Annotated in this window: 23 protein-coding genes and 1 pseudogene; 12 read left to right on the forward strand and 12 right to left on the reverse strand. The window is 69.0% G+C overall.

Annotated features, from left to right (window positions below; translation table 11 throughout):
- The first annotated feature begins 2 nt into the window (after positions 1 to 2).
- On the forward strand, positions 3 to 542 hold the full coding sequence (locus JTE92_RS08760) for a 3-hydroxyanthranilate 3,4-dioxygenase (protein ID WP_084254668.1): 540 nt from the start codon (positions 3 to 5) through the stop codon (positions 540 to 542).
- A gap of 26 nt (positions 543 to 568) precedes the next feature.
- Positions 569 to 1,570, forward strand: a complete 1,002-nt coding sequence (locus tag JTE92_RS08765) for an amidohydrolase family protein (RefSeq protein WP_063239835.1) — start codon at positions 569 to 571, stop codon at positions 1,568 to 1,570.
- Positions 1,571 to 1,715: 145 nt separating this feature from the next.
- On the opposite strand, the gene JTE92_RS08770 is transcribed toward JTE92_RS08765, so the two are convergent.
- Together JTE92_RS08770 and JTE92_RS08775 are read right to left on the reverse strand one after the other, a co-directional pair.
- On the reverse strand, positions 1,716 to 2,684 hold the full coding sequence (locus tag JTE92_RS08770) for a PDR/VanB family oxidoreductase (RefSeq protein WP_063239834.1): 969 nt from the start codon (positions 2,682 to 2,684) through the stop codon (positions 1,716 to 1,718).
- A gap of 82 nt (positions 2,685 to 2,766) precedes the next feature.
- Entirely contained in the window at positions 2,767 to 4,308 is a 1,542-nt protein-coding gene (locus JTE92_RS08775) for a Rieske 2Fe-2S domain-containing protein (protein WP_063239833.1), read from the reverse strand.
- Between the two features lie 270 nt (positions 4,309 to 4,578).
- Between JTE92_RS08775 and JTE92_RS08780 the strand changes: the two genes are divergently transcribed.
- Positions 4,579 to 5,259, forward strand: a complete 681-nt coding sequence (locus tag JTE92_RS08780; protein ID WP_063239832.1) for a GntR family transcriptional regulator — start codon at positions 4,579 to 4,581, stop codon at positions 5,257 to 5,259.
- Positions 5,260 to 5,297: 38 nt separating this feature from the next.
- On the opposite strand, the gene JTE92_RS08785 is transcribed toward JTE92_RS08780, so the two are convergent.
- Together JTE92_RS08785 and JTE92_RS08790 are read right to left on the reverse strand one after the other, a co-directional pair.
- A complete protein-coding gene (locus JTE92_RS08785; protein ID WP_063239831.1) occupies positions 5,298 to 6,614 on the reverse strand; it encodes an MFS transporter in 1,317 nt (438 codons plus the stop codon).
- Between the two features lie 113 nt (positions 6,615 to 6,727).
- Positions 6,728 to 7,570 carry a class II aldolase/adducin family protein gene (locus JTE92_RS08790; protein ID WP_063239830.1) on the reverse strand — a complete coding sequence of 281 codons (843 nt, stop codon included), beginning with the start codon at positions 7,568 to 7,570 and terminating at the stop codon, positions 6,728 to 6,730.
- A 184-nt stretch (positions 7,571 to 7,754) separates the two neighbouring features.
- Between JTE92_RS08790 and JTE92_RS08795 the strand changes: the two genes are divergently transcribed.
- A complete protein-coding gene (locus JTE92_RS08795) occupies positions 7,755 to 8,687 on the forward strand; it encodes a LysR substrate-binding domain-containing protein (RefSeq protein WP_084254662.1) in 933 nt (310 codons plus the stop codon).
- Between the two features lie 6 nt (positions 8,688 to 8,693).
- Here the strand turns inward: JTE92_RS08795 and JTE92_RS08800 are convergent, their stop codons facing one another.
- The 3 genes from JTE92_RS08800 to JTE92_RS08810 form a co-directional block, all read right to left on the reverse strand.
- Positions 8,694 to 10,343, reverse strand: coding sequence for a rhodanese-related sulfurtransferase (locus JTE92_RS08800; RefSeq protein ID WP_063239828.1), 1,650 nt, complete (start codon positions 10,341 to 10,343; stop codon positions 8,694 to 8,696).
- The gene (locus JTE92_RS08805) at positions 10,340 to 10,957 is read right to left on the reverse strand and encodes a cysteine dioxygenase family protein (RefSeq protein ID WP_063239827.1); all 618 of its coding nucleotides are present in this window, start codon (positions 10,955 to 10,957) and stop codon (positions 10,340 to 10,342) included. Before JTE92_RS08805 ends, JTE92_RS08800 begins: the two co-directional genes overlap by 4 nt.
- 104 nt (positions 10,958 to 11,061) lie before the next feature.
- Positions 11,062 to 12,273, reverse strand: coding sequence for an acyl-CoA dehydrogenase family protein (locus tag JTE92_RS08810; protein ID WP_063239826.1), 1,212 nt, complete (start codon positions 12,271 to 12,273; stop codon positions 11,062 to 11,064).
- Between the two features lie 228 nt (positions 12,274 to 12,501).
- Here JTE92_RS08810 and JTE92_RS08815 point away from each other — a divergent pair, with 228 nt between their 5' ends.
- From JTE92_RS08815 to JTE92_RS08840, 6 genes are all read left to right on the forward strand, one after another.
- Positions 12,502 to 13,599, forward strand: a complete 1,098-nt coding sequence (locus JTE92_RS08815) for an LLM class flavin-dependent oxidoreductase (protein WP_063239825.1) — start codon at positions 12,502 to 12,504, stop codon at positions 13,597 to 13,599.
- Between the two features lie 32 nt (positions 13,600 to 13,631).
- Positions 13,632 to 14,657 (forward strand): ABC transporter substrate-binding protein, encoded by a 1,026-nt coding sequence (locus tag JTE92_RS08820; protein WP_063239824.1) that lies wholly within the window; start codon positions 13,632 to 13,634, stop codon positions 14,655 to 14,657.
- A gap of 3 nt (positions 14,658 to 14,660) precedes the next feature.
- A complete protein-coding gene (locus JTE92_RS08825; RefSeq protein WP_063239823.1) occupies positions 14,661 to 15,725 on the forward strand; it encodes an ABC transporter permease in 1,065 nt (354 codons plus the stop codon).
- Positions 15,719 to 16,696, forward strand: coding sequence for an ABC transporter ATP-binding protein (locus tag JTE92_RS08830; protein ID WP_232353486.1), 978 nt, complete (start codon positions 15,719 to 15,721; stop codon positions 16,694 to 16,696). Before JTE92_RS08825 ends, JTE92_RS08830 begins: the two co-directional genes overlap by 7 nt.
- Before the next feature lie 31 nt (positions 16,697 to 16,727).
- A complete protein-coding gene (locus JTE92_RS08835) occupies positions 16,728 to 17,903 on the forward strand; it encodes a c-type cytochrome (RefSeq protein ID WP_063239822.1) in 1,176 nt (391 codons plus the stop codon).
- A gap of 132 nt (positions 17,904 to 18,035) precedes the next feature.
- Positions 18,036 to 18,947 carry a DMT family transporter gene (locus tag JTE92_RS08840; protein WP_084254661.1) on the forward strand — a complete coding sequence of 304 codons (912 nt, stop codon included), beginning with the start codon at positions 18,036 to 18,038 and terminating at the stop codon, positions 18,945 to 18,947.
- 40 nt (positions 18,948 to 18,987) lie between these two features.
- Here JTE92_RS08840 and JTE92_RS08845 read toward each other — a convergent pair.
- Positions 18,988 to 19,833: pseudogene (locus JTE92_RS08845) on the reverse strand (sugar phosphate isomerase/epimerase family protein); the annotation flags it as partial.
- 134 nt (positions 19,834 to 19,967) lie between these two features.
- Here JTE92_RS08845 and JTE92_RS08850 point away from each other — a divergent pair.
- Positions 19,968 to 20,735 carry an IclR family transcriptional regulator domain-containing protein gene (locus JTE92_RS08850; protein WP_063239820.1) on the forward strand — a complete coding sequence of 256 codons (768 nt, stop codon included), beginning with the start codon at positions 19,968 to 19,970 and terminating at the stop codon, positions 20,733 to 20,735.
- Positions 20,736 to 20,740: 5 nt separating this feature from the next.
- On the opposite strand, the gene JTE92_RS08855 is transcribed toward JTE92_RS08850, so the two are convergent.
- A complete protein-coding gene (locus JTE92_RS08855) occupies positions 20,741 to 21,694 on the reverse strand; it encodes a LysR family transcriptional regulator (protein WP_063239819.1) in 954 nt (317 codons plus the stop codon).
- Positions 21,695 to 21,789: 95 nt separating this feature from the next.
- On the opposite strand from JTE92_RS08855, the gene aroQ reads away from it, so the two are divergent.
- On the forward strand, positions 21,790 to 22,239 hold the full coding sequence (aroQ, locus tag JTE92_RS08860) for a type II 3-dehydroquinate dehydratase (protein ID WP_063239818.1): 450 nt from the start codon (positions 21,790 to 21,792) through the stop codon (positions 22,237 to 22,239).
- Positions 22,240 to 22,349: 110 nt separating this feature from the next.
- Here the strand turns inward: aroQ and JTE92_RS08865 are convergent, their stop codons facing one another.
- The 3 genes from JTE92_RS08865 to JTE92_RS08875 all read right to left on the reverse strand — a co-directional run bounded on the left by JTE92_RS08865 (position 22,350) and on the right by JTE92_RS08875 (position 25,751).
- Positions 22,350 to 23,414 carry a porin gene (locus tag JTE92_RS08865; RefSeq protein WP_063239817.1) on the reverse strand — a complete coding sequence of 355 codons (1,065 nt, stop codon included), beginning with the start codon at positions 23,412 to 23,414 and terminating at the stop codon, positions 22,350 to 22,352.
- 65 nt (positions 23,415 to 23,479) lie between these two features.
- On the reverse strand, positions 23,480 to 24,808 hold the full coding sequence (locus JTE92_RS08870; RefSeq protein ID WP_063239816.1) for an MFS transporter: 1,329 nt from the start codon (positions 24,806 to 24,808) through the stop codon (positions 23,480 to 23,482).
- Between the two features lie 109 nt (positions 24,809 to 24,917).
- Positions 24,918 to 25,751, reverse strand: coding sequence for a shikimate dehydrogenase family protein (locus JTE92_RS08875; protein WP_063239815.1), 834 nt, complete (start codon positions 25,749 to 25,751; stop codon positions 24,918 to 24,920).
- Positions 25,752 to 25,884 lie beyond the last annotated feature (133 nt).

Below are 25,884 nucleotides of genomic sequence, written 5' to 3' on the forward strand. Positions count from 1 at the left end.
CAATCAATACCCTTCGCTACGGCCTCCCCTTCAATTTCCCGAAATGGATTGACGAGCACGCTCATCTGCTCAAGCCCCCGGTGGGCAATCAGCAGGTCTGGAAGGACGCCGACCTGATGGTCACGGTCGTGGGCGGTCCCAACCATCGCACCGACTACCATGACGATCCGCTCGAGGAGTTCTTTTACCAGATGCGCGGCAATGCCTATCTCAACCTGTGGGTCGACGGCAAGCGCGAGCGCGTCGACCTGAAGGAAGGTGACATTTTCCTGTTGCCGCCCCACGTGCGTCATTCGCCGCAACGTCCGGAAGCCGGGAGTGCCTGCCTGGTCATCGAACGCCAGCGCCCGCCCGGCACCCTGGATGGCTTCGAGTGGTATTGCGACAGCGAGGAAGGCTGTGGCCATCTCGTGCACCGCGTTGAGGTCCAGCTGCAGAACATCGTGACGGATCTTCCCCCGCTCTTTGAGGCCTTCTATCGCAGCGAGGACAGCCGCCGCTGCCCCGGCTGCGGCAGGATCCATCCGGGCAAGGGCAGCTGAGCCGCAATGAAACGGACGCAAGCAACATGAAAAAGATTGATATGCACGCCCACTTCTTTCCGCGCATCACGCAGAAGGAAGCGGCCATGCTCGACGCGGAACGCGCCCCCTGGCTCGCCACCGAAGCAGATGGCGAATCCGGCCACATCATGACCGGTGATACCCGCTTCCGGCCAGTCTATCGCGCGCTGTGGGATCCCGCCCTGCGGATTGAGGAAATGGACCGCCACGAACTGGACGTCCAGATCGTGTGCGCAACCCCCGTGATGTTCGGCTACCGCTACGAAGCCGCGGCGACGGCTGCGTGGGCAGAGCGGATGAACGACCTTGCCCTCGAACACTGTTCCTATCGCCCTGCCCGCCTGAAGGCGCTGGCCCAGGTGCCGCTGCAGAACCTGGAGCTTGCCTGCCGCGAAGCCACGCGCGCCAAGGCTGCGGGCCATGTTGGCGTACAGATTGGAAACCACCTCGGACCACGCGATCTGGACGACGCCCACCTGGTTGATTTTCTCGTCCATTGTGCCAACGACGGCATCCCGGTGCTGGTGCATCCCTGGGACATGATGACCGACGGGCGCATGAAGAAATGGATGTTGCCGTGGCTGGTTTCGATGCCGGCGGAAACGCAGCTTGGCATCCTCTCGCTGATCCTCTCAGGCGCCTTCGAGCGGATTCCGGAAACGCTCAAGCTCTGTTTTGCCCACGGCGGCGGCGGCTTCGCCTTCCTGCTTGGCCGCGCGGAGAACGCTTGGCACTGCCGCGACATCGTCCGCGAGGATTGCCCCCAGCCGCCCTCGCACTACCTGAAGCGCTTCTTCGTCGACAGCGCCGTCTTCGACGATCACGCGCTGCGCCTGCTGGTCGAGGTTATGGGCGCAGACCGGGTCATGCTGGGCTCGGACTACCCCTTCCCGCTGGGCGAACAGGAGATCGGCAAGCTGGTGGCGGGCAATCCATGGCTGGGCGACGACGTGCGCGCACAGATACTCGCAGGGAATGCGACGCGCTTCTTCGGCCTGTCCAGCTGATTGGGGGTGGTCGCGTGCCTCGACCGGGCTTCGCCCGGCCCATCACGCCGTCCCACCCCGCATGTCCCCCATGGGCACGCAGCCGCTCGCCATGCTGACGCCGGCAGCGCCGGGTTGAACCGGCGCTGGCATGGCTTCTCTTCGCTCACAAATCCAGCACCAGCCGCCCACCACAAGCCCGCGACACGCACGGCGTCAGGAACGACTGCCGCTGCGCCTCGTCGAGTATGTAGTCCTGGTGGTCGACCTCTCCGCTCACGTAGCGCACCTTGCACGTGCCGCACAGCCCGGACTGGCACGAGGTTTCCAGCGCGATGCCGGCGGACTGCAGCGCTTCGGCCAGGTTCTGTCCCGCGCCGACCATGATCTCCTGCCCGGTGCCGGCGATCTGGGCAATGTAGCCGCCGGTGGCAACCGCGGCGCGGGCCGGCACGGTGGGGGCCTTGAAGTGCTCGCAGTGGACGGTGCCCGCGGGCCAGTGCGCCGAGGCATCGCCGCAGGCTTTCATGAAGCCGCCGGGGCCGCAGTAATACAGGTGCGTGCCGGCCGCGGGCTGCGCCAGCATGCCGGCAATGTCCAGGCCGTTGGCGGGATTGCCACCGTCGAAGTGGTAGTGGACATGGCCGCCGAGCTCCGACAGTTCCTCGCAGAACGCGGCACAGTCCGGCGCCTTGGCGCAATAGTGGAGCTCGAAGTCTGCGCCGTCCGCCTGCAGGCGATGCGCCATTGCCTTGAGCGGCGTCACGCCGATGCCGCCTGCCAGCAGCACCACCTTGCGCGCGCCGCCGGCCAGCGCGAAGTGGTTGCGCGGCGCGCTGACGGCAACGCGGTCGCGCACGCGGAGGCGCTCATGCACCGCGCGCGAGCCGCCGCGCCCGCCTTCATCGCGCAGCACGGCAATGACATAGCGGTGGCGCTCGGCCGGATCGTTGCACAGCGAGTATTGCCGCACCAGCCCGGGCGCGACATGCACGTCGATATGCGCGCCCGCGGTGAACGGCGGCAGCGGCCGGCCGTCGGGCTCGACCAGTTCATAGGCATTGATGCCGGCGGCTTCGGCGCGGATCTGCCGGACCAGCAGTTCGATCGGGGCGGATTCAGGGGTAGTGCTCATTTCGCTTTCCTTCACGGCTTGGGCTGTTGCACGGGCGGCGCGCACACCAGGTGCTGCCGCCCGCCCGTTCACGCTGCGCGCCTCAGGCGCGGAAGCTCTGCTCCAGGGCCTCGAACCGGTCGCGCACGAACTTCGCCCGCGCCGCGCCCTTGAGGCTGTCCGACTCGTTCAGGATGGCCACCACCTCGCGTGCCAGGCGGCGGCGATTGGCGACTTCCTGCTCCACGGTCGCGGCTTCGGGAATTGCGAACACATTGCCCGAGCAGAAGCTGTTGGGCTCGCCGCTGACCGCGCGCAGCCAGTCGGCAAACCCGCGCGCCTCGGATGAGACATTGGTGCCGCGCACCGCCTCGCGCAGCATCTTGCGGAAGGCAAACAGGCCGGCGTCGAACTTGGTCGGGTTTTCCAGCGCGTGCACGGCGATCGGGCGCTGGCTGATGATGGCCTCGTAGTCGCCGGGCGCGTACTGGGCCGCCTTGTAGTCGTGGCGCTCGCGGTGGTTCGGGGGGATCGGGGGCAGGTCTTCCAGCTTGTACTTGCCGAACCGCTCCGGGCGGCGCATCGCCACCTGCCCTTCCAGGAAGTCGATGGTTTCATAGCCGACCATGCTCTTGTCGCCCACGCCGCGCGTGTCGATGCCCGGCCCCATCACGCGCCAGCCGATCATCTTGCTGTTCTCGTCGTCGACCGGCACGGTCCAGCGGATGATATGGAAGCGGCTGAACAGCTTCTTCTCCGAGCCGTCCTCCGAGGTGTAGGCGTGCAGGCTCAGGTTCGGCAACACCTGGTGCTGCACGCGCAGGAACAGCTTGTCCTTGTCGACGCGGCGCGCGCCGGCGCACGCCAGCCCGCGGCCCTGGTGCACCGGGATGAACTGCATGTCGGGCGCGACTTCCATCGACGCGGCGCCCACTTCATCGAAGGTCGTGCCCTGGTAGTTGCCGCCGACCACGTTCCTGGCCGCATGCAGCGCGGTCGGGTGGAAATTGTCGGCGGCATTGTCCTGGACCTGGAGCCAGTTGCAGTGCTGGAAGTTGCTGTACGGCACCAGTTCGTCGCCCGGCAGCACCGTGAAATCCGCTTCCCACTCGGGGAACGGCGGCTCTTCGTCGGGCGGTCCCATGTACGCAAACACCAGCCCGTTGCGCTCGAATGCCTTGTACGCGCCCTGGCGGATCGAGCAGGCGTACTTCTCGGCCTCTTTCTCCTCGCCCTTGGGAAACGGCACATGCAGGCAGGCGCCGTCCACGTCGAACACCATGCCGTGGTAGCAGCACTTGATGCCGCGCTCCTGGATCGCGCCGTATTCCAGCGAGGCGCCGCGGTGGACGCAATGCGCATGCAGCACGCCGACGCGGCCGCTGCCGTCGCGGAAGGCGACCAGTTCCTCGCCCAGGATCTTGAGGAAGCGCGGGGTGTCGGTCAGTTCCAGCGACATGCACACGGGGTGCCAGAAACGGCGCATGTACTCTCCCATCGGGGTGCCGGCGCCGGTTTCGGTCAGTTCGGGGTCGTGGTCGGGAATACGGTTGGCGTAGTAGCCGCCGTAGGGAATCAGCTTCCTGGCGACGGCATTGCCGCCGGCGGTGCGGGGGGTATCGAGCTTCTCGGACGTCTGGGTCATGGCTTGTCTCCGTGAGGGTGAGGGATGCCGGTTTCATTACCGGCTACCGAATTCTGAACTCTGTATACAGAGTTTAGGCGCAGAAGGCGCCAATGCAAGTCAAGGTTTACCCCGGGGCATGGTTCATTCACTCCTGTTTGAATTCCGTTGCCGGCAGCCGCAATCGGTTTTTGCTGCCGGGATTCAGTCTTTTGCCACCCTGCCTTGTCCCGGATTGACGGCGCGCGAGCGCGCCGTGTAGTCTGAATACAAAGTGCAGACTGCCCTACCATGACCGCCATCCTCCCCAAGATCCAGACCCGCCCCGACTATGTCGACGAGGTGTACAAGATGCTCCTCGACGCCATCAGCGATGGCACCCTGGCCCCGGGCACGCGCCTGACGCAGGAAGAGATCGCCGACCAGATGCAGGTGTCGCGCTCGCCTGTGCTGCAGGCGCTGCGGTTGCTGAAGAAAGACGGCCTGGTGCAGGACGCGCCCGGCCGCGGCGTGCTGGTGACCCCGCTCGATGCGGCGGCGGTCGGCCACTACTACGAGGTCCGCGGCGCCCTTGACGCGCTGGCCGCGCGCCTGGCCGCGGCGCGGCGCTTCCGGGTCGACCCCGCGCTGATCGCGCAGGGCCGCCGTGCCGCGCGCGGCAAGGACGTGAAGGCGATGATGGATGCCGACATGGCCTTCCACCACGCCATCTACGAGGCCGCCGGCAACCCGCTGCTGGCGCAGAGCGCCGAGATGTACTGGGTCCACCTGCGCCGCGCCATGGGCGCGGTGCTGCAGTCCTCGGCGCAGCGCGAGTCGATCTGGGACGAGCATGAAGCCATCGCCGACGCCATCGCCGCCGGCGACGCGGTCCGCGCCGCCGAACTGACCGACCTGCACACCACCCGCGCCCGCGAGAACCTGACGCGCCGGCTTGGCGAATTCCTGGGCGAGGCGCGCCAGCTCGCCTGAACGCACGCGCCTGCCCCCCGCCTTGCGGCGGCCCATCGTCAGTCCTTGCGCGCCGCGCTGTTGACCAGGCTGGCGGGCACCGTAAACACCAGCATGCCGCCGATCACCAGGCTCGCCGCCAGCACCAGCACGCCGTTGCCGGTGGTGCCGGTGCTCGACTGCACCCAGCCGATCAGGTAAGGGCTGATCACGCCCGAGATGCTGCCGACCGAATTGGCCAGCGCGATGCCCGCCGCGGCCGCCGCACCGCCAAGAATCGCGGGCGGCAGCGTCCAGAACTGCGAGATGGTGGTCATGATGCCCATGGTGCCGATGGTCAGGGCGAGCATCGCCAGCGCGGTGTTGCCGGCAAAGGCCACGCTCAGGCACAGGCCCGCCGCGCCAAGCACGCCCGGCACGGCCAGGTGCCAGCGCCGCTCGCCACGCGCATCGGAACGCTGGCCGACCAGGATCATCGATACCGTCGCCGCGGCATACGGGATCGCGGACAGCAGGCCGATATCGAGCGGATCGGATACGCCGCTGGCCTTGACGATGGTCGGCAGCCAGAAGCTGACGCCGTACAGCCCCATGGTGAAGAAGAAATAGATCACGCTGAGCAGCAGGATGCGCGGGTTGGTCAGCCCGTCGCGCACCGAATGCAACGCATGGCCGCGGCTTTCGGCCGCGAGGTTGGTCTCGATCATGGCGCGCTGCTGTGCCGTCAGCCACTTCGCATCGGCCACCTTGTCATCCAGGTAGAAATACGCGATCACGCCCACCAGCACCGTCGGAATGCCTTCCAGCAGGAACAGCCATTGCCAGCCCGCCCAGCCGTGCGAGCCGTGCATGGCGCTCATGATCCAGCCCGACAGCGGCCCGCCGATCACGCCGGACATCGGGATGCCGGTCAGGAACAGCGCGGTCACCTTGCTGCGCCGTGACGCGGGAAACCAGTACGTCAGGTACAGCAGGATCGCGGGGATGAAGCCGGCCTCGGCCACGCCCAGCAGGAAACGCATGATGTAGAAGCTGGTGGGCGACTTCACGAACATCATCGCGGCGGAGATGACGCCCCACGTGACCATGATGCGCGCGATCCAGCGCCGCGCGCCGACGCGCAGCAGGATCAGGTTGCTGGGCACCTCGAACAGCAGGTAGCCGACGAAGAAGATGCCGGCGCCCAGGCCATAGACGGCGTCGCTCAGGCCAAGGTCCTGCATCATCTGCAGCTTGGCGTAGCCGACGTTGATGCGGTCAAGGTAGGCGCACAGGTAGCACAGGAACAGGAACGGCAATAGCCGCCACATGACCCGGGTATAGGTTTCCGACTCGGCGGCGGCGAACGGCGCCGCGGTTGCGCTGGGTGATTGCATGGGTGTCTCCTGGGGGCGTCATCGCTGTAGTGGCGTGATCTGGCGGGGAACTGCATCGGCGGCCGCCCGTGCCATGCGAGCACGCGGCGGCCGCGGCAAGCGGGCGTGCCCGCTCAGTCGAACATGTCGGGCTGGGTGGCGCAGAGGTGGTCCCAGATCGGCTGGAAGTGCAGCCAGCCGATGTAGTCGCTGCCGACGTGCTCGCGGCTGTAGCGCGCGCGCTCCGGCGCAACCAGGCGCGGCGTGATGCCGGTCGCCGCCACCATCAGCTGCTGCTTGCAGCAGCGCTCCAGCGCGATAAACCAGAACGCGGCCGACTCGATGCTGTGCCGGCTCGCGGTCAGCAGGCCGTGGTTCTGGTGGATCGCCGCCTTGACGCCCTTGAACGCATGGGCGACCTTGTGGCCGCCCTTGACCTCGACCGCGACCTTGCCGGCCTCGTCGCCGATCACCACGTGGTCTTCATAGAACGCGGCCGCGTCCTGCGTGATCGGCTCGACCGGCTTGCCCAGCGAGGCGAACGCGGTGCCGTATTCGGTGTGCGCGTGGCACATCGCCACAATGTCCTGGTGCATCTCATGCACGGCGGCATGCAGCACGAAGCCGGCGCGGTTGATGGCATGGCGGCCTTCCACGACCTTGCCCTCGTGGTCCGCGCAGATCAGGTTCGATACCTGCACCTGCGCAAAATGGATCGCCATCGGGTTGGTCCAGTACAGCTCCGGGTGCTCCGGGTCGCGCACCGTGAGATGGCCGGCAAAGCCGTAGTCGTAGCCTTCCAGCGCGAAGGCGCGGCACGCCGCGACCAGGCGCTCCTTGCGGTACTGGCGCTCTTCGGCAAAGGAAGCGAACTTCGGGATCGACGGGAAGATCAGGCCGCGCTGTTCGGGCTGATAGATGGAAACGCGTGCTTCGTCGTTGAAGACCTGCGCGGTGCGTTCGAGGACTGCCGCCATGACTGCTCCTGTTGGGTTGCGTGTTGGGTTGCGTGTTGGGTTGCGAAGGGAACCGTGGTTGCGACGACGCCGGGCAGCATCGTCGCGTTGGACGCATGGTCGCGCCGGGCAGACGTGTTGACAAACGATGGGTGTTCATGAAAGCATGAACTGCATTCATGGATTGGCGCTGAGGGGAACTGCAATGCGGCGTGTACCAAACTTCGTGCTGCTGCGCGCCTTCGAAGCGGCAGCCCGGCTGGAGAGCTTTACGCTGGCGGCCAGCGAGCTGCACCTGACCCAATCGGCGATCAGCCACCAGGTGCGCGAGCTGGAGGACTACTTCGGGCGCAAGCTGTTCGTGCGCCGCAACCGCCGTGTAGAACCGACGCCCGAGGGCCGGCGCCTGCTGGAAAGCCTGTCGCGCGTGTTCGACGTGATCGAGGCCGCATGCAATGAGGTCGCGCTGGCGCCGCAGGCGCAGGTGCTGGCGGTGTACAGCGCGCCCAGCTTCGCGGTGAAATGGCTGGGGCCGCGGCTGCCGGCGTTCATGCAGCAGCATCCCGACATCACCATCCGCCTGTCTTCCGGTGCCGAGCCGATCGACATGACGCTGGCGCGCGAAGTCGATCTCGCCATCACCTATGGCACCGCCCAGGCGCGCGCAGGGGTCATCGTCACGCCGCTGGGCAAGGAGCGGATCCTGCCGCTGTGTTCGCCCCGGCTGCTCGACGATGGCTTGCCGGCGCGCACGCAGATGCAGTCGCTGCCATTGATCGACTCGCAGCTCAGCCGCGTGACCTGGCCCGACTGGTTCGACGCCAACGGCATGGTGTGCCCGACGCGGCCGCGCGCGTCATTCGACCGCGGCGCACTGGCGATCTCCGCGGCGGTCGACGGCATGGGCGTGGCGCTGGAAAGTATCCGCCTGGCCGAGCGCGAACTGGCGCGCGGCGACCTGGTGCCGGTCGGCGAAGGCGAGTTCCGGCCGGTCGCGCGTGAAACCCACTTCCTGTGCTACCGGCAGAACGAAGCGCACTTGCCGAAGATCGCGACCCTGGTCGCCTGGCTGTGCGCCGAGCTGGGCCTCGATCCAGGCCCGGAAGCGGGCGGCACGGGTGCGCGCCGCCCGAAGTGAGGCTGATCAGGCCACCCTGAACCCGTGCGTGCCGTCGCGCTCCAGTTGCGCGATCAGCCCGAATTCCCAGTCGAGGTAGCCCTGCATCGCCTCGCGCGGGTTGTCGGTGCCTTCATACGGCCGGCGATAGCGGTCGGTGCGCTCTGACGCCAGATGCGTCTCGCCGGACTCCAGCGGCAGCCCGGCCGCGATCCACGCCTGCGTGCCGCCCTCCAGCACCGCCACCTCCGCATCGGTCAGCCGCTGCAGGTCGGCGGCGGCAAAGCGCGCGAGCAGGCTGGAGCCGCAAGTCAGCACATAGCGCCGTGCCGGCGGGATACGCACCAGCGCATCGGCCAGCTGCGCGCGGATGACGAAGTACGCGCCCGGGAGATGGCGCTTGACGTAGTTGGCGCTGGCGGTGAAATCGAGCACCACGGTGCCGCCGTGCGCGTCCTTGTCGAGCCACGCGGCCAGTTCGGCGGGCGCCACCGTCGGCACCGCCGGCGGCACCGGCACGCTGGCCGCCACCGCGCCGGCCTCGCTGCGCGCGGCCGCATCGGCTGGCTCCACCACCCAGACGTCCCAGCCCATCTGCGCCAGCCATGAGGCGGTCATGCCGGCGCGCACGTCGTCGTCATCGGCCAGCACGATGCGCGCGCCGCGCACCGGGGCGTTGTGGTCGGTTTCCTGCACCAGCTGTCCGCCCGGCACATTGACGAAGCCAGGCAGGTGGCCATCGGCGAATTCCTCGGGCGTGCGCACATCGAAGCGGTACACGGTGCGCCCCGGCTCCTGCAGCGATGGCAACGCCGCCAGCGCGATGCGGCGCACGCCGGCGCGGTCGGCGATCTCGCGCGCGCCGCGGCGGGCGCTGTCGCGGTTGTCGGCGCCGACCGCGGCAGGCGCGCGGCGGCTGGCGCCGCGATCGAGCCGCTGGCCCGCCAGCGTCCAGCCGATGGTGCCGTTGCGCAGCGCCGCCACCGGGTTGGGAATGCCGGCGTTGACCAGCGACTGCGTGCCGATGATGCTGCGCGTGCGGCCGGCGCAGTTGACGATCACCTGCGTGCGCGGGTCGGGTGCCAGCTCGCGCACGCGCAGCACCAGCTCGGCGCCGGGCACGCTGGTGGCCGTGGGAATGCTCATGGTCTGGTATTCGTCGAAGCGGCGCGCGTCGACGATCACCGCGTCGGCCTTGCTGTCGATCAGCGCCTGCACTTGCTCGGCGGACAGCGACGGCGTATGGCGCTGTGCCTCGACCACTTCACCGAACGACTTGCTCGGCACGTTGACGTCGCGGAACACTTCACCGCCCTCGGCGATCCAGGCGGCGAGTCCGCCTTCGAGCCGGTGCACGTTGGTATAGCCCAGCGCTTGCAGCACCGACGCCGCGCGCGGCGCGAGGTCTTCGCCGGCGTGCTCGCCGTAGACCACGATCAGCGTGTCGCGGCGCGGGATGCGCGGCCACGCTTCCAGCTCGAGCTTCGACAGCGGGAAGTTGGCGGCCCACAGCGGATGCGCCTGCGCGAACGGGTCTTCCTCGCGCACGTCGATCAGCGCGATCTCGGCGCCGGCCAGCAGGGCCTGGCGCACCTGCGCGCGGGTGAAAGTCGGGAATGCCGGGGTGGCTGGCGTGGTGGCTGGCGTGGTGGATGGCGTGGCGTGCTGGATAGTCATGACTTCGAGACTTCGCGGGAACGGTCCCACAGGTTGGGCAGGGTCGGGTTGGAATACCCGGAGACAAAGGGCTTGCGCGTGCCGTCCTCGGCGTAGACCGAGCGGCGCACCGCGCCGATATTGGCGCCGTACACGTGGATGCTGATCGAGACGCGGTCGTCATGCGCGTTGTTGACGCGATGGATGTCGCCCACCGCCGGCGACACGGCTTCGACCTGCCCCGGCAGCAGCCGCACCGGCTCGCCATGCGGCACGGGGCGGCCGGCGGCGTCGAGCACGAACGGCTGCGAGTCCTCCGCGCCGCGCAGCATGCCGATCAGCCCCCAGACGGTGTGGTCGTGGATGGGCGTGCGCTGCCCCGGGCCCCAGACAAAGCTGACGATCGAGAAGCGCTCGGCGGAATCGCAATGCAGCAGGTGCTGCTGGTAGTACTCGGGGTGGGGTTCGGCCCAGGCCTCGGGCAGCCAGTCGTCGTTTGCCACCAGCCGCGCGAGCAGCGCCCCGCCCTCGCGCAGGATGCGCGGCTCGTCGGGATGCTGGTCCAGCAGCGCGGCCAGGCCGGTGATGAAATCGCGCAGCGGTGCGAGCCCGCTGGCTTCGGGGGAACTGCTCATGGAATGCCTCCGGGGATGTTTCTGACTTCGGGCCCTCTGTGGGGCGCTGCCGCTGCAAACATAACACGGCGCGGCGGCCGCGTTCATGCCAGCGCTGCATGCCCCTACAGCCCCAGGTGGTGCTTGCCGGCGGCGACCAGGATCGAATCGTTCTGCGGCGTATGGATGCGGCTGCACAGCACGTCGCGATAGTGCCGCTCGAGCGGATTGCTGCGGCTCAGGCCGTGGTTGCCCGCCAGCTGCAGCGCCAGCTCCACCGCGCGGATCGCATTGCCGGTCACGGTGAACTTGTGCAGGCCGCTGTCGGCGGCGGCGGGCGGCGCATTGGCGTCGGTGCGCGCGGCGGCATCGTCGAGCAGCACCTGGTTGGTCCGCAGCAGCGCGGCGATCTCGCCGATGGTTTCCTGCACGCGCGGCAGCGTCGTCAGCGGCGCGCCCAGGCTGCCCGGTGCGCGCTCGCGCACGAAGCCGCGCACCCATGACGCCGCGGCGCGCGCCACGGCGTCATAGAGGCTGCCGAGCAGCACGATCATCCACGCCTGCTGGTCGGCACTGGCGTCGATGTCGGCCTGGCTCGCACCCGCCGGCGCCCATGCCGCGGGCGGCCGGATATCGACGGCGTGGTCGAGCGGGATCCAGATATTGTCGAGCACGGTCTCGTGGCTGCCGGAGGCGCGCAAGCCCAGGTGGTTCCAGTTCTCGACGATGCGCACGCCGGCCACGCCCGCTGCCGGCCCCGGCACCAGGAACACGCCCACGCGCGGCTGCGGCTCGTCGGTGCGCGCCCATACCGCCAGCCAGCGCAGTGCCGGGATGCCGGTGCTGTACAGCTTGCGGCCGCTCAGGCGCCAGCCATCGCCGACCCGCGTGGCGATGGTGCCGGGCAGGCCGCCGCGTGCAGGGGAGCCGAGCTCAGGCTCGACGCGCAGCGCGTTGATCAGCGCCCCGTCCTGCACCGCATCGGCAAAGACCTGCTCGCGCACCACGTGCGGCCAGCGCGAATCGGGGCGCGCGATGGCGCGATGCTGCAGGTAGGTCATGGTCAGCACCAGCGCCGTGGCCGGGTCGCCACCCGCGACCGCCGCGATGATGCGGCGCGCCTGCGCCAGCCCGGCCCCGCCACCGCCGTAGTCGCGCGGCACCACCTGCGCGACCAGGCCTTGCGCGTGCAGCTGCGCGACATTGTCATGCGGGAAGCTGGCCGCGGCGTCGTGCGCGGCGGCGCCGGCGGCAAAGCGCGCCGACAGTTCGGCCAGCACTTCGCCAAGGCGCGCGTCGCCGGCGGGCACGCGGCGCAGGGAAGACGTTGAAGACATGGAACGGCACTCCGGGGGAAGGACAGTTGGCAATCCAGGCAGCTTGGGCCGGTTGCCATGAATGCCGCATAGCGTAGCGCCGCGCCTGCGTTCCGAAAACGACGCTTATTGAATATGGTCCGTCGTTTTTATTCGTTAGTCGAAGCGCGCCGCTGGCTTACTTTGTTTCCCAGTCCATACCAAGCCCGGGCGGCACGCCGCCGCCATCACCGCATCAGGAGCGTACGCATGAGCGTCGATTTCATCGGCATGATCCAGAGCCAGAAGCAGTCCGAGATCCACCCGCCTGCGGGCCCCGTGATCGACCGCGACTATGTGCGCGCCTTTGCGCAGGCGCACGAGCAGGCCGGCTTCGACCGCATCCTGGTGCCGCACCATTCGACCGGGCCGTCGGCCACGCTGACGATCGCCTATGCCGCGAGCGTGACCGAACGCATCCATTTCATGCTGGCGCACCGGCCCGGCTTTACCGCGCCGACGCTGGCCGCGCGCCAGATCGCCACGCTCGACCAGTTCAGCGGCGGGCGGCTGGGCGTGCATGTCATCTCCGGCGGCTCCGACAGCGAACAGCAGCGCGACGGCGATTTCCTCGACCATGACCAGCGCTACGCACGCACCGACGAGTACCTGCAGATCCTGCGCCGCATCTGGACCGAGCCGCAACCGTTCGACCATGCTGGCGAGTTTTACCGTTTCACGCAGGGCTTTTCCGAAGTCAAGCCGGCACAGCAGCCGCATGTGCCGGTCTATTTCGGCGGCGCGTCAGAAGCGGCGCTGAAGGTCGCCGGCAAGCACGCCGACGTCTATGCACTGTGGGGCGAATCGCTCGACCAGGTGCGCGAACTGACCACCCGCGTGCGTGCGGAGGCGGCAAGCCATGGCCGCACGGTGCGCTTCTCGGTCTCGTTCCGCCCGGTGCTGGCCAAGACCGAGGAGAAGGCGTGGGCACGCGCCGACAGCATCCTGGAACGCACCCGCGCGCTGCGCGTGCAGGCCGGCTACAGCCGGGGCGGCCCGCAGCAGAGCGAAGGCGCGCGCCGGCTGCTCGCCGCCGCCGACAGAGGCGACCGCGTCGACCAGCGGCTGTGGACCGCAATCGCGCGCGAGACCGGCGGGCGCTCCAACTCGACCGGCCTGGTCGGCACGCCCGAGCAGGTGGCGCAGGCACTGCTGGCCTATTACGAACTGGGCGTGACCACCTTCCTGATCCGCGGCTTCGACCCGCTCGAAGACGCCATCGACTATGGCCGCGAGCTGATCCCGCGCGTGCGCGAGCTGGTGGCGCAGCACGATGCCGCGCACCTCGCGCAGCGCCGCGCCGCCTGAACACCCACAACAAGAATCGGGGAGTTATCACCATGAGCCAGAAGCACAACCACAACGACAACGACACCGACCCGCGCCGCCGCAGCGTGCTGCGCCTGGCCGGCGCCGCCGCCATCGCCGCGCCCGCGCTGATCCTGGGGCGCCAGGCGTGGTCGGCGCCGCGCAAGCTGACCTTTGCCTGGAACCAGAATGCCTTCTGCCTGACGCCCATCGTGGTGGCGCAGGAGAAAGGCTTCTTCGAGAAAAACGGCCTGCAGGTCGATTTGATCAACTACAGCGGCTCGACCGACCAGCTGCTGGAATCGATCGCCACCGGCAAGGCCGATGCCGCGGTCGGCATGATCCACCGCTGGCTCAAGCCGCTGGAGGCAGGCTTCGACGTCAAGATCATCGGCAGCTCGCACGGCGGCTGCGTGCGGCTGGTGGGAGCGAAGGCAGCGGGCGTGACCAGCCTGCAGCACCTGAAGGGCAAGACCGTGGGCGTCAGCGACCTGGCCGCGCCGGGCAAGCACTTCTTCACCATCCTGCTGGCCAAGAACGGCATCGACCCGGACAAGGACATCACCTGGCGCCAGTACCCGGCCGACCTGCTCGGCGTGGCGGTCGACAAGGGCGAGATCCAGGCCATCGCCGACGGCGATCCCAACCTGTACCTGCTGGAGAAGCGCACCAACGGCGCCTACGTGGAACTGGCCACCAACCTCACCGGCGAATACGCGCGCAAGGTCTGCTGCGTGGTCGGCGCGCGCGGGGAACTGGTGCGCAATGACAAGCCCACCGCAGCGGCGCTGGCACGTGCCATCGTGCAGGCCACCGACTATGTCGACGAGAACCCGAACGAAGCCGCCAAGGTCTTTGCAAAGTACTCGCCCAAGATCAACCCCGAGGACTTGCGCAAGCTGTTCGCCACGCTGACCTTCAACCACCACCCGACCGGCGTCGACCTGCGCGAGGAGATCGCGTTCTACGCCGACGATTTCCGCCGCATCGGCGTGCTGAAGAAGAGCACCGATGCCAAACGCCTGGCGCAGCATGTCTACGCCAATGTCCTGGGGTAAGCGATGACGACAAGCCAACCTGCACTCGATGCGCGGCTGGCGCGCCAGCCGGCCGCCGCGGCTTCCGGCGTGCGCGCGCAGGATGCCAGCGCCGCTCGCATCTGGCCCGTGGGCCTGCTCGCGGCGCTGGCGTGGGCCGCTTTCGGCGCGCTGACGTGGCGCTGGCCCAACCAAGTGGTGGGCTTCAGTGACTGGGCCTATACCGAGGAGCTCGGCCTGGCCGCGCTGTCAGCCGCCGCGCTGCTGGCGCTGCTCGCGCTGTTCGCACCGGGCGGCCAGCACGTGCGCGCGCTGCAACGGCCGCTGGCTGCGCTGCGGACCGCAGGGCCGTGGCTGGTGGCGGTGCCGGCGGTACTGTCCGCATGGGAGATCCTGACCGCCAAGACCGCGATCCTGCCGACGCCGTTCTTCGCGCCGCCGCAGGCGCTGATCGAGGTCTATGCCGATGACTGGCGCCGGCTCGGCGACAGCGTGTTCAACACGTTGAAGCTGCTGGGGCTGGGCGTGGCGTATGGCGGGCTGGTGGGCTTCCTCGTGGGCGTATCGATCGGCTGGTCGCGGCGCATCGGCTACTGGGTGCATCCGCTGCTGCGCGTGCTGGGTCCGCTGCCGTCGACCGCGCTGCTGCCGCTGACCTTCTACTTCTTTCCGTCGAGCTATTCGGCCGCGGTGTTCCTGATCGCGCTGGCGACCGCCTTCCCGGTGGCCGTGCTGACGTGGTCGGGCGTCGCCGGCGTCAACAAGAGCTACTACGACGTGGCGCGCACGCTGGGCGCCTCGGGCTGGTTCCTGGTGTTGCGCGTGGCGATTCCCGCAGCGCTGCCGCAGGTGTTTGTCGGGCTGTTCATGGGGCTGGGGGCGTCGTTCTCGGTGCTGGTGACGGCCGAGATGATGGGCGTGAAATCGGGGCTGGGGTGGTACCTGACCTGGGCGCAGGGGTGGGCCTCGTACGTGAACATGTATGCGGCGCTGATCGTGATGGCGTTGCTGTTTTCCGGGGTGATCACGTTGCTGTTCGTGGCGCGGGACCGCGTGTTGTCGTGGCAGAAGGGGACGGTGAAATGGTGAGCGTGGTGGAGCGGTTGAAAGCATCGAGATCTCACGTGCGCCCGCAGAAGGCTCCCCTCTCCCGCGCAGCGGGAGAGGGGTCGGGGGTGAGGGCAGGCGCTGGCTGGGCCGCAGGCGATACAGGTGCTGCAAACGCCGGCCCTCTCCCCCAGCCCCTCTCCCGCGAGCGGGAGAGGGGAGTTAACGCGGCGGCAGGTGATGACCCGAAAGTACAGACCGGCGCCCGCATCGACATCCACCAGGTCAGCCACTGGTTCGGCCACGGCAACGAGCGCCTGCAGGTCCTCGACGACGTCGACCTCAATGTCGCACCGGGTGAATTCGTCGCCCTGCTCGGCCCCAGCGGCTGCGGCAAGTCCACGCTGCTGCGGCTCGTTGCCGGCCTGGACCAGCCCGCGTCGGGCGAGATCCTGCAGGACGGCACGCCCATCGCCGAGCCCGATCCCTCGCGCATCGTGGTGTTCCAGGACCCCACGCTGTACCCGTGGCGCCGCGTGTGGGACAACGTCGCGCTCGGCCTGCAGGCACAGGGCATCCTCGCGCAGCAGCGCCATCGCGTCGACGACGCGCTGCGCCGCGTCGGGCTGGAATCGTTCGCGCGCGCCTTCCCGCACCAGCTCTCCGGCGGCATGGCGCAGCGCGTGGCGCTGGCGCGCGCGCTGGTCAACGATCCGCGCCTGCTGGTGCTGGACGAACCGCTGGGCAAGCTCGATTCGCTGACGCGGCTGGCGATGCAGAGCGACCTGGTCGAACTGTGGCAGCGCTCGCGCTTCTCGGCGCTGCTGGTCACGCACGACGTGGAAGAGGCGCTGTTCCTGGCGCAGCGCGTGATCGTGTTCAGCCAGCGGCCCGCGCGCATCGCGGCGGAGCTGAAGGTCGACCTGCCCTACCCGCGCCATCGCGGCGACCCGCGCCTGACCGAACTGCGGCACCAAGCGCTGCGCCACCTGGGACTGGACGCGAGCTGGTAATGGCCCTTCGCAGCACCGGGCGGGCCGCGCCATGAGCGGCCCGCCGCCCCAGGCGTGGCTCAACGCACTGCTTGTCCTGATCGAGAAATGCCAGCTGGGCCTGTTGTGGCTGTGGCATGCGCTGGGCCTGACCGGCACCAGCCATGGCCAGCCGGCCTGGCCGTGGGCGCGGCGCATTGCCGGCGAAACGCTGCTGATCGACCTGGCCCTGGCACGGCAGGTAGGCTTGAGCCTGTGCGCGCTCGCCTTTGCCGTGCTGGCGGTCGCCTTCGCCATCGCCTGGCGCCGGGGCCGCCCGATGCTGCTGGCGGCAGCGATGCTGGCCCTGCTGCTGGCGCCGTGGCCGCAGGCGTCGCTGCTGCTCGGCCCCGCCAGCCCCACCAGCTTCCACGCCAGCCCTACCCGTTTTGCGGTCGATGCCATCGCGCTGGGGCAACGCGTCTACACGCAGCATTGCGCCGCGTGCCACGGCCATGACGGCCGCGGCGAAGGGCCGCTGGCCGGCAGCCTGCCGCAATGGCCGCCAACGCTGGCCAGTCCCCTGCTCGCGCGCCGCGCCGATGGCGAGCTGTTCTGGCACGTGCTGTCCGGCATGCAAGACCGACGCGGCCAGCAGACCATGCCGGCATTCCGTGGCGAGCTGAGGGATCGCGAGGCCTGGGCCGTGATCGACTACATGAAGGCGTTGTCGGCAGCCAACAGTGCCGACGGCAACTGGCCGGTGCCGCTGCGGTTGCCGGAGATGGCCATCCGCTGCGGCGACGCGTCCCCGGTGGCGCTGTCGCACTGGCGCGGCGAGCAGCGCGTGCGGCTGGTGGCGGTGGACGGGAGCGCCGCTTCCCTGCCCTATGAAGACCCGCGCTTCGTGACCGTGCTCGTCACACCGGACGGCCGCGCGCCGGCGCAGGTGCCGCGCTTCCGCGCCGGCTGCACGGCAACATCGACCCAGGCCTGGCAGGCCATGGCGGCGATTGCCGGCCTGCCGCCGGCACAGCTGGCCGGCACCCAACTGCTCTCCGACCGCGCGGGATGGCTGCGCGCGCGCGGCACGCCGGGCAGCGCATGGTCCGATGCCGACCTCGTCTGCGTGTCCGGGCCGGCCGCCGCGACGCGGGCCATGCCTGCCGGGATCGATGGCCTGACGGCGCTGTTGCTGCGCATGGACGCCGAGCCGGTTCGCTTCGTCAAGGGCGGTTTCATCCATTGAGCAGGGATTGTTCGCTGGCAGCGAATTCTGACTTTCCAGCCGCCGGCGCCATCGACCGCGCCCGGGACAGTACCCTCGGCTTCATGAAGGACCAGCCTGGAACGCTGACATGTTGCGGTCAAGGATGGCGCCATGAGCGCCATGGGAAGTTCGCGGGCCCTGCAGGGCATCGCGCTGATGGTCGCTGCGGTGGCATGCTTTGCCGCGCTCGACACGATGACCAAGATCACCGGCGCCGCCGTCCCGGTGGTGATGGCGCTGTGGGTCCGCTATCTCGCGCAGGCGGCCCTGACCGGCGCGGTGCTGCTGCCGGCGCGCGGCCGCACCCTGCTGCGCACCCGCAGGCCGTGGCTGCAGGCCACGCGCGCGGTGACGATGGTGCTGTCCAGCGTGTGCGCGTTCTTCAGCCTGCAGGTGCTGCCGGTGGGCGAGTTCACCGCGGTGGTCAGCCTGACGCCGCTGGCGATCGCGCTGGCGGCGGCGACGCTGTTCGGCGAGCGCATGTCGGCGCTGCGCTGGCTCTGCCTGCTGGCCGGATTCGCCGGCGCGCTGGTGGTGATCCGCCCCGGCGCCGGCCTGGAGCCGGCCATGCTGCTGCCGCTTGCGGCGGTCTGCCTCAACGCCGCCTACCAGTTGCTGACCAGCGTGCTGACCCGGACCGACGGCGCCGGCACCACGCATTTCTATACCGGCTGCATTGCCGCGGTGCTCCTTTCGGCGGCGTTGCCGCTGGCGTGGACCTGGCACATCGACGCGCTGCACTGGTGGCTGCTGGCAGGCATGGCGCTCGCCGGCTGCGCCGGGCACATGTTCCTGGTGCTGGCCTATGCGCGCGCGCCGGTCGGCGTGCTGACGCCCTATCTCTACCTGCAGATCGCCTTTGCCATGCTGGGCGGCTGGCTGGTGTTCGGCTGGCTGCCCGATGCGTGGTCGCTGCTGGGCGTGGCGATGATCGCCGCCAGCGGCGTGGCCGGCACCGCGGTGGCGGCCCGCGAGCGCGCCTTGCCGGCACGGCCGGCGGCGCGGCAGGCGGGCGCGGCCTAGCGTTTCATCGTGCCGCGAGCGCCGCGCCGCCGGCGCGCGCTGCGGCCACGGGCGCGCCGTTCGTCACGGCTTCCAGCCATGCCAGCGAGCGCAGCCCGTCCCGCGCAACCGGCAGCGGGGGCGCCACGCGGAAGGCATCGTTGAACACCTCGAGCGACAGCGGCCCGCGATAGCCGGCCCGCAGCACCGCACGCGTGAAGCCGACCACGGGCAGGTCGCCCTGGCCGGGGAAATTGCGGTGGTGGCGGCTCCAGGTGCGCACGTCCAGCGGCATGCGCGGCGCGTCGGCAAGCTGGACGAAGAAGATCCGCCCGGCCGGCACTGCGTCGAGGCCATGCAGCGTATCGCCCAGCGCCAGCGTATGGAAGCTGTCCAGCATCAGCCCCAGCGCGGGATGCCCGGCGCGCTGCACGATGTCCCACGCCTGCCGCCAGCGGCGCACATGGCGGCCCCAGGCCAGCGCCTCGTAGCCCAGGCGCAGGCCGCGGCGGGCCGCGGCTTCGGCCAGCGCGTGCAGGTCGGCGGCGGCGCGCGCGGGATCGTCGAGCGCCGCGTCCTGCACGTTGCTGCAGACCAGCGCCAGGTCCACCCCGAGTTGCTCCATCGCATCGAACTTCCGCCCGGCGCGCGCCAGTTCGGCGGCGGACAGGCCGCCCGGCATGGCCTCGAAATCACGCAGCGGCTGGTAGAGCACGATCTGCAGGCCGAGGTCGGCGGCCATGCGCCGGACCTCGGCGGGCGTGCCGGGGAACTGCAGCAGGTCGTCCTCAAAGATCTCCACGCCGTCGAAACCGGCGTCGGCAGCGGCTTGCAGCTTCTGCGGCAGCGATCCCGACAAGGTGACGGTAGCGATCGATTTGCGCAGCGGGACAGGAAAGAGGGTCATGGCGGTCAGTCGAGGTAGCGGCTTGGATTTCCCAAGGTTATGGGCCATCATTGCCCGCAACAACCGTCATTCGCGCGCATGCGTGCGACAATCGCTCCGATGCAATCATCTATCGCGCGAAGCAAGGGTTAACCATGGAAAACGAACCGCTGAACCGGCGCGACTGGATCGCCGGGCTGGAGAAAGGCCTGGCCATCCTGGAGGCCTTCGACCACGACCATCCGCGCCTGACGCCCACGCAGGCGGCCGAGCGCACCGGCCTGACGCGCACCGCCGCGCGCCGCTACCTGCTGACGCTGGAGCACCTGGGCTACACCACCAGCGACGGCACGCTGTTCAGCCTGACGCCGCGTGTGCTCAAGGTGGGCTGGTCGTACTTCGACTCGGCGCGGCTGCCGCGCACGGTGCAGCCGTTCCTGCAGCAGATCACCGCGCAGCTTGGCGAGGCCGCCTACCTGAGCGTGCTCGATGGCTGGGAGCTGGTGTTCATCGCCCGCACCAGCACCAACCGCGTGATGAGCACGGGCTTCGTGCTGGGCGCGCGGGTGCCGGCGCCGCTGGGGTCGGCGGGCGTGATGATGCTGGCGTCGCGGCCGCAGGAACAGGTCAGGGCATGGCTGGAAAACGTGGTGCTGGCGCCCTACACGCCCTACACCATCCTGCAGCACGACCGGCTGCTGGAAGAGATCCGCAAGGCCGGCGCGCAGGGCTATGCGATGCTCGAGCAGCAGCTGCAGACCGGCGTGCGCGGCGTGGCGGTGCCGCTGCGCGACCGCCACGGCAAGGTGATCGCCGCGCTGTCGGTCAACATGCCGATCGGCGACGAGACCCCGCAGCAGGCGCTGGACCGCGTGCTGCAGGTGCTGCAGGACACGGCGCTGCTGATCATGCGCGTGCTGTAGGGGGCCTACCCTTCCAGCGATGTCGCCAGCGCGTGCGGCCCTTGTGTCAGTTGCGCCTTCAGGAAAGCGAGGCACACGCGCATGCGCGCCGAGGCCGATGCCCGCGCGCTGGTCACGGCCCAGATGTCGGACGGATGCTGCCAGCCGGGCAGCACGCGCACCAGTTCGCCCGCCCGCACCGCGGCGGCCACGTCCCAGACCGACGCCATGATGATGCCGTAGCCCTCCAGGGCCCACTCGTGCGTCACGTCGGCGACATTCGATGCCATCGGGCCGGTGACTTTGGTGGTCTCCCAGCCGCCACCGTCCCCCTGCAGCCGCCACACACCGAAGGCCTGGTCGCGCTCGCGCAGCAGCAGGCAGTCATGGCGCGGCAGGTCGGACGGATGCTCCGGCATGCCGCGCCGCGCCAGGTAGGCCGGCGCCGCGCACAGCACGCGGCTGCCGGTGGCGATGCGGCTGGCGATCAGGTGCGGCTCGTGCACCTCGCCCACGCGGATATCGAGGTCGAACTGCTCGCCGATCAGGTCGACGCGGCGGTCGAGCAGTTCCAGCCACACCTCCAGCGCCGGATGCTGCTGCCGCAGCAGCGACAGCACCGGCGCCACGTGCCGGCGCCCCAGCCGCAGGCTGGTGGCGATGCGCAACTGTCCGCGCGCCTCGCCGCCGGCACCGCCGACCGCTTCCAGCATGCCGTCCACGTCTTCCAGGATCTTCTGCGCCCACGCAAACGCGCTCTCGCCCTCGGCCGTGACGCTGACGCGGCGCGTGGTGCGGTGGAACAGCTTCGCGCCGAGCATGGCCTCCAGCATGGCGATGCGCTTGCTCACATGGGCCGGCGAAATGCCCGTCTCCTGGGCCGCGCCGATAAAGCTGGCGCGCCGCGCCACCGCGCAGAACAGGCGCAGGTCGCGCAGGAACGGGTCATTGTTCGCGCTGGGCGCATGCTGAATTTCCATGGCAGTCGATGATGGGGCGAGGGCTAAACGATAGGCTATCGGCCGTGGCCGCGCCAGCATTGCCGGCCGATGACAGGAAACACGAAGGAGACATGATGAAGACAGTACTGGTGCTCAACGGGCCCAACCTCAACCTGCTCGGCACGCGCGAGCCGGCCGTCTATGGCAGCGAGACGCTCGCCGATGTGGAACGCATCTGCCAGCAGGCCGCAGAACGGCTCGGGCTGCGGGCCGAGTGCCGGCAGAGCAATCACGAAGGGCAGCTGATCGACTGGATCCACGAGGCGGGCAGGCTGTGCGCGAGCGGCGAGATGGCCGGCGTGGTGCTGAATGCGGGCGCGCTCACGCATACGTCGATCGCGCTGCACGATGCGATCAAGGGGGCTGCGGTGCCGGTGATCGAGTACCACGTCTCCAACGTGCATGCGCGCGAGGCGTTCCGGCACAAGTCGTGGATTTCGCCGGTGGCGGTGGCGGTGATGGCGGGGCTGGGGGTGAAGGGGTATGGGCTGGCGGTGGCGGCGGTGGCGCAGGTGACGGGGTGACGGGGGTGAGGGCCTGAGTTTGCCGGCAACCGTCGCACGCGGAGTGTTTGCTCCCCTCTCCCGCTCGCGGGAGAGGGAGCACACCCGCGGCGATGGATTAGGCTGCGCTGTTAAAACTTATGCCTGACCCCCGCCATCACCCCCAGCCGCGTCTTGTTCCCGTACGTATTCCCGCTGCTCACAAACCCCGCCCCGCCGTTCAGCGCAATCCACTGCCCCTGCAGGTGGGTGTAGTCCACCTCCACATACACATCGGTCCGCTTGCTGAAGTTGTAGTCCAGCATGCCCGCGGTAGTCAGCCGCTTGCCGCCCTGCCCCGCGTGCCGCAGCCAGTCGACCTGGAACGTGCCGATAAACACCAGCGCATCCGTCAGGCTGAAGCGCGTGCCGACATAGCCCACGTTATTGCGATAGTCCGCCACGTCGAGCCGGTTGTTGGTATAGCCCAGGTAGTATTGCGACCGCGCCGCCTTCCACGTCCCGCCCACGCCCCACACCGTCTGCTTGCTCGCCTGCGCCGCCGGCACCGCGCCGAAATAGGCCGAGGTGACGTTCTGCGTCTGCTGGTAGACCGCGCCGATTTCCAGCGGTCCCGAGCTGTACACCAGCGACCCCGCCGCTGCGGAACCGGTCTTCATGCTGCCCGGCACCTCGCCGAAGGTGTAGGCTGCCGCCACCTGCAGGCCGTTGAAGCTCTTGATGTACTTGAGCGTGTTGTCGTAGCGCAGCCCGGTGTAGTTGCCGCCCTGGTAGCCGACGATGGAATTGTTGGCAAAGGCCATGGCCTCATACGACGACAGCACTTCATGCGCCAGCGTGTACTGGCGGCCGAGCGCGAGCTTGCCGTAAGGACCGTCGAAGCCGACGACCGCGGTACGCCCGAACAGGCGCCCGCCCTGCTGGCTGGTCCCCGTGTCGGGCGAGAAGCCCGACTCCAGGATGAACCACGCCTTGTTGCCGCCGCCGATATCCTCGGTGCCGCGGATGCCCCAGCGGCTGCCGGTCAGCACGCCGTCGGTCATCTGCGTGCGGCTGTGGCCGGCCGCGTCTTCGTTGGTGCTGTAGCGGATGGTGGTATCGAGCAGCCCGTAGAGCGTGACGCCGCCGGAAGTCTGGGCGACAGCGGGCACGCTGCCCGCGCCCAGCGCGAGCAGCGCAATGAATCGTTTATGCATCGGAGTGTTGTCCCGGTCTTTGTTGTCGTACTCGCGGCACGCGCAGTGCCGGCGAGGGATTGCCGTCAGACAGCGTCAGGCACCTTGCGCGGCGCGAGGAAGAACAGCCACGTCAGCGCGATGAAGTAGGCGCACGGAATCATCGTGAACAGCACCGCGTAGTTGTTGTTGGTCACGGTCAGCACATAGCCCACCAGCTGCGTCATGAACATGCCGCCGATCGCGCCGATCATGCCGCCGAAGCCGAACACCGAGCTGACCACGTGCCTGGGCGTGTAGTCCATCACCATGCTCCAGATATTGGCGGTCCATGCCTGGTGCGCGCCGATCGCCACCGAGATCGCGGCCACGGCCATCCACAGGCTGCTGGCGCCGGCGGCCATCACCACCGAAACGATGCACACGGCAAAGACCAGCATCGACAGCAGCCGCGCCCGCACCGCCGGCATGCCGCGCGCGATCAGCCACGACGACAGCGCGCCGCCGCCCACGCTGCCCACGTCGGCGCACAGGTAGATCACGATCAGCGGAAGGCCCATCTGCGTCACGCTGATGCCGAGCTGGTACTGCTGGTTGAGGAACGGCGGCAGCCAGTACAGGTAGAACCAGAACACCGGCGCGGTGATGGCGTAGGCCAGCGCGAAGGCCCACGTACCGCGCATGCGCAGGATCTGCGCGTAGCGGATGCGCTGTGGCACCGGCTCGACATCACGCGTGATGTGGTCCAGTTCCGCGGCGCTGACGGTCGGGTGCTGCTCGGGGTTGTGGTACCGCAGATGCCAGAACAGCAGCCAGATCGCGCCCAGCGAAGCGATCACCAGGAACGCGGCCTGCCAGCCCCATGCCTGCAGGATCAGCGGCAGCATGATCGGCGTGATCATGGCGCCGACATTGGTGCCGGCGTTGAAGATGCCGGTGGCGATGGCACGCTCGCTGGCCGGGAACCAGATGCGCGTGGTCTTGACGCAGGCCGGGTAGTTGGCCGCCTCCGTCAAGCCCAGGAAGAAGCGGCAGATCATGAAGCCGACCGCCGACGCCGCGAACGCATGCGCGCCGCAGGCAATGCTCCACAGCAGCACCGCCAGCGCAAAGGCGCGCTTGACGCCGACCAGGTCGATAAAGCGGCCCTGCAGCGCAAAGCCGATGGCATAGCCGACCTGGAACCAGAAGTTGATATTGGCGTAGTCCTGCGCGGTCCAGGCCATGGCCTTGGCCAGCACCGGCTGCAGCACGCCCAGCGCGGCGCGGTCGACATAGTTCAGCGTGGTCGCGAAGAACACCAGCGCCAGCATGCCCCAGCGCACCTTGCCGAAGGCAAAGGCGGCACGCACCTTGTCGCCGAGCGAGTTGCCGAATGCGGAAGCCGCCGGCAGCTCCTTGTGAGTCGTTGTCATGTTGTCTGTCTCCACCAATGGATAAGAAGTCTTGCTTGCCGGCGTGCCTTTGTGTGGTGGCCTGCGCGCGGCGTTGGGGCAAGGGCTTGCGCCCCGGCCCGTCGATGCGTCAGTAGCGGATCTGCGCCACCTCGCGCAGCGCGTCGGGCGTGGCCGTGCCGTAGCCGAAGAACTCCAGGTAGGCCGGGATCATCTCGAACAGCATGTCGGTGCCCACCTGCACCTTGCAGCCGCGGGCCAGCGCGGCCTGCAGCAGCGGCGTGTATTCCTGCTTCATCACCACCTCGCCGACCATCGCGCCGGGGGCGATGCGCGCCACGTCGAACGGCAGCGGATCGCCGGGCTGCATGCCCAGCGGCGTGGCATTGACCACCACGTCGAAGCCGTCCGGGTCCGCGCAGCCGGTGCTGACGCGCAACGCCGGGTAGTGTTCGGCGAGGCGCTGCGCCAGCGCGCGCGCGGCCGCCTCGCGGGCGTCGAACAGCGCCAGCTCGGCCACGCCGGCCGCGGCCAGCGAGGCGGCAATGGCGCTGCCCACCCCGCCGCTGCCCGACACGATGGCGCGCGCCCCTTCGAGCCGGCAGCCCTTGCGCCGGATGCCGCGCACGAAGCCTTCGCCGTCGAACTGGTCGCCGACCAGCGTGCCGTCGTCGCGCCGCAGCACGGCGTTGCAGGCGCCGGCGATGCGCGCGGCGGGCGTGAGTTCGTCGACCAGCCCGACGGTGGCGACCTTGTGCGGCATGGTCACCAGCGCGCCGCGGATATTGGTCATGCGGAACAGCGCGGGGAACACCGTGGCGTAGTCGTCCGGCTTGACCCCCATCGGGATCACGGCGGCGTCGATGCCCTGCTGGTCGAACCAGGGGTTGTAGATCATCGGCGCCTTGAACGATTCCGTCGGATAGCCGATGTGGGGGATTAACGTGGTCTTGCCGTGGATCATGGTGTGCCTGGGTTCCGGTAATTCGCGCTTCCCGGACTCCGGCATGCGGGGCCTCTGAGGCCTGGCGGAGAGACGGGGGCGCGTCGTTGACCGGAGATTAGTGGCCGCCCAGCGTCCAGCCAACGGTCTTATC

It is taken from the genome of Cupriavidus oxalaticus (assembly GCF_016894385.1).
In the GTDB taxonomy this organism is placed as follows: Bacteria; Pseudomonadota; Gammaproteobacteria; order Burkholderiales; family Burkholderiaceae; genus Cupriavidus; species Cupriavidus oxalaticus.